Source organism: Crocosphaera watsonii WH 8501, from assembly GCF_000167195.1.
Lineage (GTDB): Bacteria > Cyanobacteriota > Cyanobacteriia > Cyanobacteriales > Microcystaceae > Crocosphaera > Crocosphaera watsonii.
Genome location: NZ_AADV02000002.1, coordinates 457,723 through 473,555, shown reverse-complemented (window position 1 = coordinate 473,555; position 15,833 = coordinate 457,723). Strand labels below are relative to the sequence as shown.

The following is a 15,833-nucleotide window of genomic DNA, read 5'->3' as shown; positions in this document are numbered from 1 at the left end:
AGATGTTATTAAATGGAAAATCTTTAGATAAAATTACTGAAAGTGATTTACAAGAATTAATTGATAATGGGGTAGCAGAAGCAAAAACATTAGATTATAAAGAGAAATTATCAGGAAATAGCGATGCTGAGAAAAAAGAATTCTTGTATGATGTTTCATCTTTTGCTAATGCGTCTGGTGGAAATTTAATTTTTGGAATTACAGAAGATAAAGGTATTGCTATTAAAATAGATGGTATAGAAACTAATGATATCGATAAGGAAATTTTACGTCTTGATAATATACTTCGTGATGGTATTTCTCCTCGTATTCCTGGGATAAGAATACAACCTATTCAGCTAAGAAATAATAATTATGTAATCATCATTGATATTCCTCGCAGTTTTGCTTTACCTCACATGGTAACTTATAAGAATTCGTCCCGTTTCTATTCTCGTAATTCGGGAGGTAAATATCAGTTAGATGTAGATGAAATTAGAACATCATTTACAGTTTCTCAAGGTTTGATCGATAGAATTCGTGATTTTCGTCGGGAACGTCTCAGTATGATTATTGCTGAAGAAACTCCAATAATTTTAGAAAAAGATGCACAATTAGTTTTACATTTAATTCCTTTGAATGCTTTTGATTTGAGTTCTTCAATAAGTATTAGTGATATTGACAAAATTTATCGTCAGAATAATTGTGAGTATACCTCATTATTTACACCCTTAGATTATGAAAATTATAGCGGTTTTAAACGTAAATACAATTTAGAGGGATATTTAATATTTAACGAGAGTTATGAGAACAACTCTTACATTTCATATACTCAAATATTTAGAAATCGTATTATCGAAGCTATAAGCACTGATTTTTCTAGTTTTTCACCCCAAAAAAATTCTTATTTTATCTATCAATGTTATGAAAATACTCTGATTCAAGGACTTAAAAGATATCTAAAGTTGTCCAGTTTAATGAATGATTTCACGTAATTGCTCACCGCAATAAAGAATCTGTCTTGACAACATAAAGGTAAAATCGGGGATTTTTATGTATAGTGGGGGTTATGACCACAAATGCTACCATTGATTCAAAGCTAGTTAGAGCTATCGCCGATGAACAGTTGGCGAACAATGTCTTCATGATTGAGTGGCTAGTCAAGGCACAACAACAGTTATCTCTTCAACAAAGACTGATTGACCAGCAACAACAACAAATCTCTACACAACAGCAAGAAATTGAAAAATTGAAAGAAGAGAGAGATAAGCTAAAAAACCGTAACTCAAAAAACAGTTCAGTCCCCCCATCATCAGACCAACTAAAAAAGCCTTCTGACAAAAAGAAACGCAAAAAAGGATTTAAACGCGGACCAAAATATGACCACCTAGGGAAGACCCGTAATGGTTTTGGTCAGCCCGATAAGATAGTCCCTTTAGAACTAGAAAACTGTCCTGTTTGTGGGGGTTCAGTGGAACGAGATGAAGTAGTTCCCGAAAAAGTCCAGCAAGTGGCTGAAGTAGTAGACCAACCCATAGAAATCAGGGAATATCGTCGCGGATTCTATAAATGTCCTAGTTGTGGATGGTCAGATTACAGTCCTGTTCCATTGGGAGTTAAAGAAGGATTCCGTTATGGGGCGCGATTAAGTAGCATCGTGGGCTGGCTTGGCTATGGGGGTAATCTTACATGGCGTAAACAGGAACATTTTATAGAGTATGTCTTTGGCATTCCCATTTCTCAAGGGAGCCTTGCCAAAATGCACAAATGGTTTCAAGAAAGTTTAGAACCCTTGACCCAACAGTGGTTAAAGTACATCCAGCAGCCAGGAATCCGATGTGTTGACGAAACCAGTTATTGCATCGATGGCATCAAGTATTGGGTTTGGGTAGCCACATCAAATGAGGTCTGTGTGTTGATGTTGGCTCCCACTAGAAGCTCCGCAGAAGTCGAGAAATTGTTAGGAGCAGATTTTAAGGGCATCCTCACCAGTGACTGCTATAGTGCCTACTTTAGACAAAGTGCGATGGCCAAACAGAAATGTCTGGCACATTTAGAACGAGAGTTAGAGTCCCTTAAAACCAGTCGTTTTCAAGCGAATCGAGAATTTGCTGCCGATGTACAGCAAGTTTTAGCAACCGCCCGTATCCATTATCGTCATTATCATGCTCGAAATTTAACCCTTGAAGACTTAGGCTCCAAAAGAACAGAAGTCGAGAACTCACTGCAAAAGATTTTTAAAGCAACTCCCAAAAAAGGATAGCCTTATGATGCACAAAGATTGATTAACCGTCTCAAACGTCATTGGGAAGAGTGGTTCACCTTTCTAACTTATCCTGAAGTCAAACCAGATAATAATGATGCTGAGAGAGCTTTACGTCCCATTGTCATTCACCGCAAAGTAAGTGGGGGAGCAAGAAGCGACTGGGGTGCAGAGTTAGTCACCCAAATGTTCAGTTTTTTAGAGACCATGAGATTACAGGGGCAAAATGCCATTGTCCAATTATGCGAATTATTTTCATTAGCTGGTCGGAGTCCCCCAGGATTAGAGATGTAAAAGGCTCCGGAGCCGATGGGGGATAGATTTTTCTTGATCCCCCTATCTCTCTGCACAAAAATAAACAAGGTTAGCGGATAATCTCCGCTAACAAAAAACTATCTTACTATTCTTTTTTTTCTCATATTGTTGTTTTTATTTGAGGTTTTTAAAAGACTTGATTCTGGGAATGTTAGTCATTAAAATAGCCGTAATAAATTAGCTTAAATTTTACGCTAAATCACAGGGCTTATATTTTTGTTGACTCAACTGATGTTGTTTGTAGTGCTTTTCAATAAGACTTTTTTGTTGCGGTGAGCAGTTACGAAACAGTTAAAATACCTTAAGAAAAATTTAGGAAATATAGAAGACTTAATTCAAGCTGGGGCTTCCCTGGAAAATCTGAGTAAAAGACAGAAAAATTGTCTAGAGACTGTCAAAAAAGTTTATGAACAACAACAGTCAATGTGGGAGAATAAGACCCAGAGTGTTCCTCAAAGAATTGTAAGTTTAACTCAACCGCATATTCGTCCAATAGTGAGGGGAAAAGCAGGAAAACCAATAGAGTTTGGAGCTAAACTCTCAGTAAGCTGTGTAGATAACTATGTGTTTCTAGACAAAATAAGTTGGGAAAACTTCAATGAATCTTGTCATTTAAAAGAACAAGTAGAAAAGTATAAAGAAACGTTTGGCTATTATCCCGAATCCGTCCATGTAGATAAAATTTATCGAACTAGGGAAAACAGAAATTGGTGTAAGGAAAGAGGGATAAGAATCAGTGGTCCGAAGTTAGGAAGACCTCCGAAAAATGTCAGTGAAGAAGAAAAGAAACAAGCCCACTCCGATGAATGCTTCCGTAATGCTATTGAGGGAAAGTTTGGACAAGCTAAACGAAGATTTAGCCTAAATCTCGTGATGACAAAACTCCCTGAAACCTCCATTACATCTATTGCTATTACATTTTTAGTTGTCAATCTTTCTAAACTTCTGAGGCAGTTTTTGTCGCTTTTTTTGTCCTTATTTACTAATAATAGAACAGGGGAACTCATCAAACCGCCTTTCATTAATTTTGATTATACTTTAAACAATTTTTATGTACTAAAACTTATTGATTTGTCAGAAAATTCTTGGTCAAAAGTGGCATAAATTTTGGAGAAACTTTTTCAGCAAACCCTAATTAACTAACTAATTTTTAATCTGTTTATATCGTTCTTTAAACTCTCGTTGTTGCTGTTTATGATCGACAATAGGTTGAAGATAACCACAACTATGCGCTTCTAAAGGTGGTATTTTTCCGGTTACTAAATATTCTGTATCAAGAGAACTTATTTCAGGAACCCATAAACGAATGTACTCCCCATCAGGGTCATATTTTTGTGCTTGACTAGCAGGGTTAAATATGCGCAAAGGTTTCGGGTCCATACCACTCGATGCACTCCATTGCCACCCTCCATTATTAGCAGATAAGTCTCCATCGATCAATTTTTGCATAAAATATTTTTCTCCCCATTGCCAATTTATAATTAAATCTTTAGTCAAAAAACTAGCAACAATCATGCGACATCGGTTGTGCATCCATCCGGTTTCGTTTAACTGTCTCATAGCAGCATCAACTATAGGATAACCCGTTTTTCCTTCGCACCAAGCTTGAAAATGTTGTTCATTATTATCCCAAGAAAAGTCTTTAAATTCTTGTCTATAGGGTCCAGTTGCTAACTCAGGGAAAAAGTACATACAATGTTGATAAAATTCTCGCCAAGCAATTTCTTGTTGCCAAGTTTGTATATTTTCCCTTGCTTCATCACTATAGGTATTTTCATAAGCTGAAAGGGTTGCTTGCCAAACCTCACGAATACCGATCACACCAAATTTGAAAGCCGGACTCAGGGTAGAAGTTCCATTAATACCAGGATAATTTCTTTGTTCTTGATAATTATAAATCAAACTATCACAGAAGTAATTAAGTTGTTCTTTAGCTGCTGTTTCTCCAGGTTCTAAAATCAAGGGTGCATCCCAACTATAACCTAAGTCCTTGGCTGTGGGTAAATCAATTATTCCTAAGTTTTTAACTGTATTTATTTCTTCTTCGCTTAAACTTTCTAATTTTCCAAGAGCTTGAGCAATATTAGCTTTTTCTTCTTTGAGCCAACTACGCCAAAAAGGGGTATAAACTTTATAGGGAGCATTATTACTTTTAGTGAGAATATCTCCTGGTGCGTGTAATAATTGATCCCAATAGGTTTGTGAATGAATACCTCTTTCTTGTAAAGCTTCAATAACTTGATTATCCCGTTTTTTGCTGTAGGGTTCAACGTCATTATTCCAGAAAACACAATCAACCTTTAAAGCATCGGCAACTTGAGGTATAATTTGTGTGGGGTTTCCTTGAAAAATTAATAATTGACCACCTAACTGTTGATAACTTTCTCGTAAGTCTTGTAAACACCCTAACATATAAGTTATTCTCGCAGGTGCAACATTATCTTGATTTAAAATATCTGTGTCTAAACAGAATAAACCGACTAATTTAGAACTGTGTTGATAAGCTTTAGAAAGTCCAATATTATCGGATACTCTTAAGTCACGACGATGCCAAAAAATTACACTATTAGTCATAGAAGAAAGATTATAGTTCAACAATGTACAATTAACAATTAACAAGGTGGGCAAAATAACAACCCAACTGTTGACTATTTTAAAGTCTGTTGAGACATTACCCACCCTACGAGTGATATCTTGCATCTACAACTTAGACCGCCCTACAATGAATTAACAGGGCCAATAAATGCGTTATCTCAAGATAACATCAAAGGTAGATATGGTTCGATTCAAATAAACTCGGAAATATCTTCCTTGCAGTCATCAGCTAAATAAGATAATGCCCGAAATCTTAAGCCAACTAACTGCTCGTATAAAGGGTTAAGCTTACATAAAGGGGGAATATGAACGACTTTATGACCAAAAAGTTTAATATCTCTCTCAAAGGGACATTGAGGGGGAATCATCTTACAAATAAATCGGGCTAAACTGGGATCGTGAATCTCCATCCCGTCTAACCAATCTTTGAGAGGATGCAGTAAATCTGGGTGAGGCTGGGGAGGACTCACTAAAGGGGCTGAGTTCCCCATTTCTTGGGCTTGGGGATGATCTTCATCGAGTTTACATAGAGTATATTCTAAAGAGTGTAATGCCCCTATTTTTAGCCCTAAAGCATCGCTATATTGATATAAGAGTTCAGCCTCCGGCGCAGAATAAATTCCGTCGGCGATAGCCACTAAAACCGCAGTCCTCAAAAAGTTTTCCCCTGTTGTGGGGTCATCCCCTAAAATATCAGCCAATTCCTCTGGTTCGATGGATTTGTAGATAGAGGTTTCTTGATCATCGATAGCTAAATCTTTGGTTAAATCTGCAATTAACTTTTGTTCTTGGGGGTCATAGTCCCCATCACACCAAGCAATGGTCAATAAACCTCTCAACCAAGCCGAAATTTGTTTTTTTGTGTATGGAGATTGCGCTAGACTTGCCATAAGAATTTTATCGTCAACTTTTTATGTTTAGGTTAGCCACGGGGAACGTATTGCTTCTGAGGAAAGAAAAGGCAAACACTAATGATTTCTATCTATATTTGTGTTTGTTTTTTTGACCCCCAGAAATTTTATGTTCCCTTCTTTAAGTTTAGCTTTTTCTCTGACTAACCCTGATAATTTATTGAACAATCACGGGAATTCCGTTTTGTACTAATTCATACAACTCTTTAACGTCTCGGTTGCGCATTCTAACGCAACCATGAGAAACCGCTTGTCCCATGACGTGTTCTCCAGGGGTTCCGTGAAATCCGATATATTTACCCCCTTCTCTCGAAAAACCAATCCAACGTTCTCCTAAAGGACTATTGGGACCAGGTGCGCTAACTCGACCATTCCAGGGGTTTTTCCATTGGGGATCTTCTACCATTTGAATCACAGAAAAGTTGCCTTTGGGGGTTTCCCATCCAGGCCGACCAATGGCAACTCGATAGTTGGCAATAACTTGATCATCTTGATAAACATAAACCCGACGTTCTTTTAGGTTAAGAACTACGTGTGTGGCCAGGGTTTGGTTGTTTTCTGGAGCAGTGGGAATAGCAGCTTCTTCTACAGGAGAAGTAACTGGTAATTCTGTGGGAGGGGTTTCAGGAGTTGTTCCCTCGGAGGCGATCGCTTGTTTGTTGATACCTTCTATGGGTAAGAGTAAACTGCCACTAATAAGGGTGAGTGTGAGTACAGAAAGAGTTAATTTCATAGTTGTCAATTCGCGTTAAAACGACGAATGTTTAAGTAAAAAAAGAAGAAGAGTAAGATAACTTACCTGTATTCTAGAAGTGCTTTAAAAGATGGTTCCCCAAAATTAGCACTCTCTTAATACTTGTTTTTCGTCAAGAGTGAAAAAGTTGTTTTATAAAGTTTTTTGTTTCCCGTACAATCTTAAAATAAATTTAAAAATTGTCAAGGTCTGAAAAAGGTGACGGGGTGATGGGGTGACGGGGTGACGGTTTACTGATTTGTTGATTAACTCAATTTTATGGGTTCAAATTTTCATAAATTAGTAATTTTTGTAAGGTTTCTATGGGAATTTTAGTAAAATATTTTCTTTTAAAATGTTCTTCTTTAAGGGTGTCTAAAAACTTTCTTTTTGAGAGATTATAATCTTCTGATTGATCGGTTATGTTTTTAATTTCAATGGTTTCGGAATTATCAGTGATTAAAAAGCCGATTTTCCCTAAAAATTCTAAGGCTAAATTCAGGGTGCGATCGCTTAACAATAATTTTTCTTTTAATTGTTCTTTTCTTATCTCTTTCTGAGTACGGTTAATATATTTAGCAATACCGATTAATTTTTTGATAATTTCTGAGGACTTAAATTCCTGATCATAACCATAAGTTAAAGCTAAGTCGTGTTGATTCTTTAAACTTTCTTGGTACTTCTTTTGTAATTTATGCCAGCTAATAGGACAAGTATTCAATTGTTCTATTTCTAAGTCTATTTCCGTAACTTTATCTTGATTTCTGTAGTCTATTAAACTAATTTGAGTTGTTTGTAGGGGCTGATTTTCTGCAACCTTTAAACTTTCTCTAAGTTCGATTAAACGCACCTCATACCTACCTTGTCCGTAGGTATTATAATCCAGTTCCACAATAGCATCACATAGCTTATCTTGACCTTGGGGTAATTCTTCTTGATAATGTTCCCACCAAATACCAGGAAAACCCTGCTCAACGGAACGATCATAAATATTAAACTTGGTTTTTATATATTGAATCTTATTATTTTTAGCATCTTTAATGTTCCTATTTCCCAAACCTTCAAACCAACAATTTTGAATCAATAATCTAGGAATAGGGTTCCCCATTCCGTAGGGTTCTAATAGTTTTAATTCCCTGAATAAAGTTTGACCTAGTTGAGAAACGGTTACTACTAAATCTGCTGTAATAGTGGAACTTAATGTATTAATATCAATAATTTCTTGTCTCAGTTGTTGATTAATACTTTCTCTAAATAAAGATAAATTTTCAACAGGTAAACTCAACCCTGCTGCAAAAGGATGACCCCCAAAACGATGCAATAAATATTGTTGAGAAGCAACCAATTTATATAAATCAATATTATGAACAGAACGGGCGGAACCTCTAGCCAATTTAATATCATTTGCACTCATATCTTCTGTTTCAGCCGTAGTTAATAAAATAGTGGGACGACCGTATTCTTGAGCAATTTGTCCTGCAACTAATCCTAAAACTCCACTTTGCCATTGGGGATCTTCTAAAACAATAACTTGAGTAGTTGATAAGTCTAACGCTTGTAATTTTTTTTCTACATCTTTCTTAATATCCTTTTGTAAAGACTTACGGCGAGTATTAGCTAATTCTGTCTCTAAAGCCAGCTTATTACATAGTTTATCATCTTTACTGGTTAATAATTCTACCGCAAAATGAGCGTCTCCTTGAATGCGACTGATTGCATTAATTCTAGGTCCAATACCAAAAGAAATATCCGTCGGGCGATCGCCGCTTCTTTTACATAGTTTCAGTAAAAAGGCAACCCCTGGACGAGTGGTATTAGTTAACTGTTGTTGTAGCTTTTTTAACCCCTGCTGTGCTAAATAACGACAATCTCCTTTTAATTCTACTAAATCAGCAATTAAACCAATTGCAACTAAATCTAATAAATTTTCTAAAGGACTTTTGGGGGTTTCTGGAAAGCTTAAATACAAAGCTTCAACTAATTTATAAGCTACGGCAACACCAGATAAAGAAAATAAAGGATGCTCCTCAGAAAAATAGCGAGGATTAATAATAGAGATCACATTAGGGCGTTCATCGGGTAAAGTATGATGATCTGTAATAATAATATCAATTCCTAAAGAATTAGCATAATTTATCTCCTCTAAATTAGTGCTTCCGGTGTCACAAGTCACAATCAATATTGTTCCTTCTTCTGCTAATTTTTTAATTCCCGGAATATTTAAACCGTGGGACTCTTTAGAGCGATTGGGAATGTAATAATTAAGTTGTAGATGTGGTATAAAAAATTGTCCCAGTCCCTCCCATAAAACACTAGTTGCTGTAATTCCATCCGCATCGAAATCACCCCAAATGGTTACTTTTTGTTGATTATCCATAGCAAACTTGAGGCGTTTTATGGCTAATTTCATCTCATAACCAAATTCCCAGGGACTCAAAGGTTGATAATAATCGCTATCTAGAAAACCTTGTAACTTTTCTTTGGTTTTAATACCCCTCTGCCATAATAGTTGAGCAGCATAAGTACCTTGAGAATTAGCACAATATTTGTTAACAATATCAACCAACCAAGAAGGTAAAGAAATAATCGGTAAAACTTGCCACTGGTATCGATTTATATCCATTAATAACTACTTTTAATGAAAAATTAAGAGTATTTTGACCATTATTGTTATTATTATACCATCAAGAATTCATTTGAACCTTTTGATACCGCCTCCAGTCTAAACCCACGAATTAAGTCATAAAGCGACCATGAGCGTGTTAGCAGACAACCCTGCCAATGCAACAGAAACAAAATTAGTGCTTCGGTGCCAAGAAGGGGATACTCTTTCCTTCCAGGAATTGTACCGACGCTATCAACAACGGATAAGAGCCACTCTCTATCAATTATGTGGGAGTGAAATGCTTGATGACTTAGTACAAGAGGTATTTCTTAGAGTGTGGAAAGGTTTACCAAAACTAAAAGAACCTTCTTCTTTTTCCACTTGGGTGTATCGTATAACTTGGAATGTTGCCACAGATAAACGGCGAAAATTTGCCCAGAACTTATCTGTGAACGATGATGGTACAATATTGAATATTATGCCATCTCGTCCGCAAGATACACCAGATTTGATGCGACTTCATTATCAAGATTTAGTCCAACAAGGTTTACAATCATTAAGTTTAGAACATCGTGCTGTTTTAGTGTTACACGACTTGGAAGATGTTCCCCAAAAAGAAGTTGCTAAGATCCTAGAATTATCCATTGGTACCGTCAAATCTCGTTTATTTTATGCCCGAAAACAAATGCGTAAGTTTTTGAAAGAACAAGGAGCTTTATAATGTCTCAATTCCCTAAAGATGATCGAGAATTAATCTCCTTTCTGCAACAATATCGTCCCTTACCTCCTCCAGCAGACTCCGACTTAGAAAAACAAATTTATCTGAGGGTTTCTCATGAATCTCAACATCGTAAGTATAGTCGATTAAGATGGTTAGTTCCCAGTATTATTACAACAAGTATCTTAGGTATCTGGGGAGCTTATAATCTTATCAAACCCTCTGAATATGAACAATTTGTTCATCAATCTGAAACTATCGAAACAGCAGAAACAGAAATTTTTATGATCAGTACCTGGGAAGAAACTATTAATACATCTCCTTGGGAAAATTCCAATCAGTCCGTTTATTATCAATGGATTTCTGCTGATAATATTGGTAATCAATATTTAATCTCACAGCCTTGATTTTTTGCAATTTAATCTATTAGTAACCAGTAAGAGTAACCATGATTTACAGAGAATTTGCCTTAATTGTAACTGTTTTAACCCTTGGTGTTGGGGGAACTATGGCCTTAGCTAGTTCTTCTCACGAACCTTCTTCATCTGTCTTACTTGCTGAAACAAAAATTTTGGCTCAAGAAGAAGAAGAAGACGGTAAACCCGGAAGAAGAGCAAGAGCAGAACAATTTCAACGAGCATTAAATCTTAGTGATCAGCAGATGCAGCAACTAGGTGAGATTCGCAAAAAATATCGCCCTCAAATGCAATCATTAGCACAACAAATGCAAGGAAAGGCTCAAGAATTAAATCGAATGATGCAAGGAAACGCATCAGAAGATCAGTTGAGAAGTAAGCATCAAGAAATAGCTAATCTTCGTCAACAAATGGGAAACATACGTTTTGAAAGTATGTTAGAAATGAGAAAGATTTTAACAGCAGAGCAACGTCAAAAACTTGCTCAGTTTTTACAGCAACGTCGTCAAGGAAGAGGTGGAAATCGTCCTAATTCTGGGGTAATGCCTTAACCTTACCTACCCTCGCCCTAACCACCCCCGCCCCTCCCAGGAGGAGAAAAGTAGGGTGGGCATCGCCCACCTTAATAGGTTGTGTGATTCTATTAAAAGGCGGAGTTTTAGACCTAATTATTGTCAATAAAGAATAAAGGAGAGATATCTCTTAAGTAGAAAACGGGGAAAAATGCTGAAAACAACTCAACTTTTATTAGTTATAATAATCTTACTAATTGTTATTTTCATTCAACAAATTAATCCAGTTTCAGCTAGTGTTGAAAATCGTTTACGAGGAGAGATTAATCGCTTACAAGCTAGAGTCAGTCGCTTAGAAAGTGCAGTTACTAACCTTAGACAAGGCTCCAATAATAACAATAATAGTCCTCCATTGAACTCTTCACCTCAAATAGTTGATGGTGAAATTATTGGCAGAAGCGACCCCTTATTTGAAAGATTATCTACCCTAGTTATAGAATTAAAAGAAAGAGTCATGGGCTTAGAAAAGCGGATGAATCAATTAGAAAGGTAGATATAGCACTTCTCATACTTGTGAGGTAGAGAGTTTTCTAGTTTTAGGAGTTCGGAGTTCGGAGTTCGGAGTTCGGAGTTCGGAGGCGCGATATTAGGTGTACCTCATGAGTCCGAGAAACGCTATACTTTAACTACAATTAACTCTAAATATCAATAATTCATCCTGGTAAATTAACCTTAAATTGTGTTAACCTACAAAAAATAACCCATTAATAATATCTTTTACAAGATAAACTAATATAGTAAAAAAATGAATTTTTGGCAAGATTTGCTCAAATCCTACCGTAATTATAGAAAAATTGCTCTTTTGACAATCTTGCTGTCTGGAGCATTGGAAATACTTGATTTAATGGTTCCTTATGTTACGGGACAAATTATTAATCTTCTCTCCTATCAACCTATCGATAATATCTTAGCAAATTTAGTTAATTTTCTAGCTAATGTTACCAATATTCCTAATAATCGAGTATTTTCTTTAGGGGTTTTATTAGGAATTATCTGTTTAGTGACGGTAGTGCGTTCCCCCATTCAACCCTGGTTAACCGATTGGTTTCACTGGGAAATTGCCTTAAAAGTTCGTCGGGAACAGTTAAAAAATACAGTAAGAAAAATACTTACTCTACCTTTATCTTTTTATGATGAGTATAATCCTGGAAGGATTACTAATCGTATTTCTAAAGGAGTAGAAAACCAGCTATGGACTTATCCAGAAATCGCTGGACAGTTGATACCTAAATTTATAAGAGTTTTGGGTATTTTTGTAATAATATTGTTAATAGATTGGAAAATTTCTGTTATCTTCATAATTTCTTTTACTCTTATTTTAGGATTTAGTATCAGAAGTTTAAACAAAATTCTTGAAAATGAGGAACTACTGGAAAAACATAGTGAAAATACCCAAAGTTTTAGTTCAGAGTTAATAACTAATATAAAAACAGTTAAAAGTTTTGCAACGGAAAGACGAGAGTTAGAACGACAGGATAGAAGATTAGATAGGGAACTAAAATATGTACTGTTCCGTATTCATAAGGGATATGTAAAACTAGAAACTTGGCAAAAAACATTCATTCAATCTTCGGTGTTCCTCATCCTTGTTTACAGTTTAGTTGTGACAGTACATGGTCATATTTCTCTGGGTCATTTTATTACCTTAATTACCGTTTCTAGTATGGCCTATGCAGAATTAGATCCTATCACCCAACTAGCAGAAGTTTTTGCTCGTCGTTATAGTTCTATGTCTCGCTTTCATGAGTTTTTACATACTCCGTCAGGAAAAGATGCAGCTATTTTAACTCAAGAATCTATTAACCATGAACCCTATCAATTTACAGGAAAAATTCACTTTGATAATCTATCGTTTGCTTACCACGAAAATCACTGTGTCCTCAAGGATATAGAGTTATTAATACATCCCCATGAAACTGTTGCTATTGTGGGGAAATCAGGGTCAGGAAAATCAACTTTAATTAAACTATTATTACGGTATTTTCAGCCCACACAAGGAAAAATATTAATGGATGGACAGGATATTAAAACCTTAGATATGGTTCAATATCGGCAAAGGTTAGCTATGGTTCACCAAGAGGTAGAAATTTTTAATGGAACCCTCTTAGATAACTTGACTTATGGTAACAGAAGTGTTAGTTTTGATGCCGTAGAAAAAGCCTGTAAAATTTCTAGGGTCGATGAATTTATTGCCCAATTTCCTCAAGGTTACTATACCATTGTTGGAGAAAGAGGTGTGCGTTTATCGGGAGGACAACGGCAAAGAATTGGTATTGCTAGAGCGTTAATTGTTGAACCTGATGTATTAATTTTTGACGAAGCAACCTCTAGTTTAGACTACGAATCAGAAAGATTAATTCAGTTAGCAATGTCATCTATTTTAGGCACAAGAACAACCATAATTATTGCCCATCGTTTAAGTACCGTCCGAGAAGCAGATAAAATTATTGTCTTAGATGAGGGAAAAATTGTTGAAATAGGAAATCATGAACAACTTTTAGAGCATCAAGGTATTTATCACCGTTTACATTCTTTACAAGAAACAGGAGAGTTGTCGTGAACTACCCCAACTAAAAAACGATAAAAACCATGAGAAAAGCGGACAGTTTAGGGGTACAATGGATAAGAATAATTAAGCATTAGAGGATAATCATGAGTAAGACATTATTTGGTTTTGATATTGAGCAACAATGGGATTATGAAAATGGCTTTTATTTAACCAGTCATCTTACCCGAATTCCGAAAATGCTGGCTCATTACGAATTATATAAATCTATCATAAATTTACCTGGTCAAGTGGTAGAATGTGGTCCCGAATTTCTCACAAAATCTGCGATCGCCAAACACAGAAGCCTTACAGGAAGTGGGTTTGAACAGAGCGATCGCAGATTTCCCCAACCAACAGTCTGTTGTCAGATTTTAAGTTAAAATCAACCCGAATTAGACAAAGATGAAAAGATAAATCAATCACTCATTTTTCCAAAAAAATTATTAATAAGATCTCTAATAGTACTAGATTGTTAGAATAAAATATGCTATAATTTAATTATTAAAGCAATTTACCTTAAACTGATTTAATGAGTCCCAGTCATCCCCGAAACCCTCGTCAAGTAATCAACTTTAGTAAACAGAAAGGAAAAGAAATAATCGCTAATTTTGATGGGGGACTAATCACTTCAGATGCGGGGATTGTCTGGATAGCTGAGTTGGATAAAAAACTGGGAATTACGGAGAAGTTTGGTAACTGTTTTCAAGATCATCGTCATCAATCTTATGTAGATCATTCCGTTCATGAGTTATTAGCACAAAGGCTTTATGGAATTATTTTAGGCTATGAAGATGTCAATGATCATGATAAATTACGTCACGATCCTGCCCTTAAGATCGCTTTAGAAAAGCTTAATGAACTTGAAGATAAAAAGGGATGGTTAGCTGGAAAAAGTACAATTAATAGATTGGAATATTGTCCTGAGACTATTCTCGACCAAAAAACGAGTCGTTATCATAAAATAGAACCCAACTTTGAAGCCATTGAAAAATCTTTTGTCGAATTTTTTTTAGAGTCTTATAAAAAACCTCCCTTAAGTATTATATTAGATATGGATGTCACGGATGACCAAGTACATGGTAATCAAGAAGGGGCATTTTTTAATAGTTATTATCACGGAGTATGTTATGCTCCTTTATATATTTTCTGTGGGCATCATTTATTAGTGGCTAAACTTCGTTCATCTAATGTAGATCCAGCCGATGGAGCCTTAGACGAATTACAAAGAATTATCGGACTAATTAGAGAAAAATGGTCAGAGACTCATATCCTAGTTAGGGGTGATAGTGCCTATGCCCGTGAAGAAATCTTCTATTTTTGTGAAAATCAGCCTTTAGTTGATTATGTTATAGCTATGGGAACAAATGGCGTTCTTAAGTTACGAGCGGATGATGCAATTGAAAAAGCCAAACATGAATATGAAAAAAAAACTAGCTCCAATAACTGAATTAATGGATAGTTTATTTCAGAAAAAAGAAGATTTAGAAGAAGTTAAAAAATTAGTACCAATTTCTACTTGGTATCGCTCTATTCGTTATAAAACAGAAAAGTCATGGAGTTGTCAAAGAAAAGTAGTGACAAAAGTTTGTTATGGAAGTGATGGCTTAAAAATGCGCCATGTGGTGACATCTTTGCCCGCTTCAAAAATTCCACCCTCAAAACTTTATACAAAAAAATACTGTCCGAGAGGCGAGATGGAAAATCGGATTAAAGAACAACAATTAGACTTGTTAGCTGATAGAACTTCAACTCAAACATTTCAAAGTAATCAACTAAGATTATGGATACATTCCTGGGCTTATGTTCTCATAAATGCTTTTCGTCAACACTGTTTAAAAAAAACTTCATTGGCTAAAGCAACTGTGGGAAGAATACGTCTAAATCTTCTTAAGTTGGGAGCCAGAATAAAGATTAGTTGTAGAAGAATTATTATCGCTATAGCTAGTGCTTGTCCTTATCAAGATATTTTGTCTATTGCTAACAAAAGAATTAAAACTATTCCTAATACTGGATAAGTAGAATAAGTTGTTTTTTAAAAAAGATATCTATCATAAGTTGTTGACTGACTGATACTTTCATTTAGTCTTATTTATAGTGGAGAAAATCAAAAGTTAATATAATTATTCCCTCTTAAACTCAATTTTTGGATAATCAAAGTCAATTTTTTTATTCATCTAT

At 35.5% G+C, this 15,833-nt stretch carries 11 protein-coding genes and 3 pseudogenes; 10 read left to right on the top strand and 4 right to left on the bottom strand.

Going from position 1 to position 15,833, the window contains the following annotated elements:
* Positions 1-2 precede the first annotated feature (2 nt).
* The 3 genes and pseudogenes from CWATDRAFT_RS05905 to CWATDRAFT_RS05895 all read left to right on the top strand — a co-directional run.
* Positions 3-974, top strand: a complete 972-nt coding sequence (locus CWATDRAFT_RS05905; RefSeq protein ID WP_007304151.1) for an AlbA family DNA-binding domain-containing protein — start codon at positions 3-5, stop codon at positions 972-974.
* Between the two features lie 65 nt (positions 975-1,039).
* Positions 1,040-2,536, top strand: a pseudogene (locus tag CWATDRAFT_RS05900) (IS66-like element ISCwa4 family transposase).
* A gap of 297 nt (positions 2,537-2,833) precedes the next feature.
* Positions 2,834-3,661, top strand: a pseudogene (locus CWATDRAFT_RS05895) (IS5-like element ISCwa2 family transposase); the annotation flags it as partial.
* Between the two features lie 39 nt (positions 3,662-3,700).
* Here CWATDRAFT_RS05895 and CWATDRAFT_RS05890 read toward each other — a convergent pair.
* The 4 genes from CWATDRAFT_RS05890 to recJ all read right to left on the bottom strand — a co-directional run bounded on the left by CWATDRAFT_RS05890 (position 3,701) and on the right by recJ (position 9,419).
* A complete protein-coding gene (locus tag CWATDRAFT_RS05890) occupies positions 3,701-5,131 on the bottom strand; it encodes a cryptochrome/photolyase family protein (RefSeq protein ID WP_035829368.1) in 1,431 nt (476 codons plus the stop codon).
* Positions 5,132-5,343: 212 nt separating this feature from the next.
* Positions 5,344-6,042 (bottom strand): Mo-dependent nitrogenase C-terminal domain-containing protein, encoded by a 699-nt coding sequence (locus tag CWATDRAFT_RS05885; RefSeq protein WP_007304146.1) that lies wholly within the window; start codon positions 6,040-6,042, stop codon positions 5,344-5,346.
* A 178-nt stretch (positions 6,043-6,220) separates the two neighbouring features.
* On the bottom strand, positions 6,221-6,796 hold the full coding sequence (locus CWATDRAFT_RS05880) for a L,D-transpeptidase (RefSeq protein ID WP_007304145.1): 576 nt from the start codon (positions 6,794-6,796) through the stop codon (positions 6,221-6,223).
* A gap of 277 nt (positions 6,797-7,073) precedes the next feature.
* The gene (gene recJ / locus CWATDRAFT_RS05875) at positions 7,074-9,419 is read right to left on the bottom strand and encodes a single-stranded-DNA-specific exonuclease RecJ (protein WP_007304144.1); all 2,346 of its coding nucleotides are present in this window, start codon (positions 9,417-9,419) and stop codon (positions 7,074-7,076) included.
* A gap of 130 nt (positions 9,420-9,549) precedes the next feature.
* Here recJ and CWATDRAFT_RS05870 point away from each other — a divergent pair, with 130 nt between their 5' ends.
* The 7 genes and pseudogenes from CWATDRAFT_RS05870 (at position 9,550) to CWATDRAFT_RS35540 (ending at position 15,670) form a co-directional block, all read left to right on the top strand.
* Complete coding sequence (locus CWATDRAFT_RS05870; protein WP_007304143.1) at positions 9,550-10,122, top strand: sigma-70 family RNA polymerase sigma factor; 573 nt, start codon at positions 9,550-9,552, stop codon at positions 10,120-10,122.
* A complete protein-coding gene (locus CWATDRAFT_RS05865) occupies positions 10,122-10,526 on the top strand; it encodes a hypothetical protein (RefSeq protein ID WP_007304142.1) in 405 nt (134 codons plus the stop codon). The genes CWATDRAFT_RS05870 and CWATDRAFT_RS05865 overlap by 1 nt, the downstream gene beginning before the upstream one ends.
* Before the next feature lie 41 nt (positions 10,527-10,567).
* Positions 10,568-11,086 carry a Spy/CpxP family protein refolding chaperone gene (locus CWATDRAFT_RS05860; protein WP_007304141.1) on the top strand — a complete coding sequence of 173 codons (519 nt, stop codon included), beginning with the start codon at positions 10,568-10,570 and terminating at the stop codon, positions 11,084-11,086.
* Between the two features lie 172 nt (positions 11,087-11,258).
* The gene (locus tag CWATDRAFT_RS05855; protein WP_007304140.1) at positions 11,259-11,600 is read left to right on the top strand and encodes a hypothetical protein; all 342 of its coding nucleotides are present in this window, start codon (positions 11,259-11,261) and stop codon (positions 11,598-11,600) included.
* Between the two features lie 252 nt (positions 11,601-11,852).
* Positions 11,853-13,667, top strand: a complete 1,815-nt coding sequence (locus CWATDRAFT_RS05850; RefSeq protein WP_007304139.1) for an ABC transporter ATP-binding protein — start codon at positions 11,853-11,855, stop codon at positions 13,665-13,667.
* 92 nt (positions 13,668-13,759) lie between these two features.
* Positions 13,760-14,035 carry a hypothetical protein gene (locus tag CWATDRAFT_RS39400; RefSeq protein ID WP_007304138.1) on the top strand — a complete coding sequence of 92 codons (276 nt, stop codon included), beginning with the start codon at positions 13,760-13,762 and terminating at the stop codon, positions 14,033-14,035.
* A gap of 149 nt (positions 14,036-14,184) precedes the next feature.
* Positions 14,185-15,670, top strand: a pseudogene (locus CWATDRAFT_RS35540) (IS1380-like element ISCwa5 family transposase).
* The last annotated feature ends 163 nt before the right edge of the window (positions 15,671-15,833 follow it).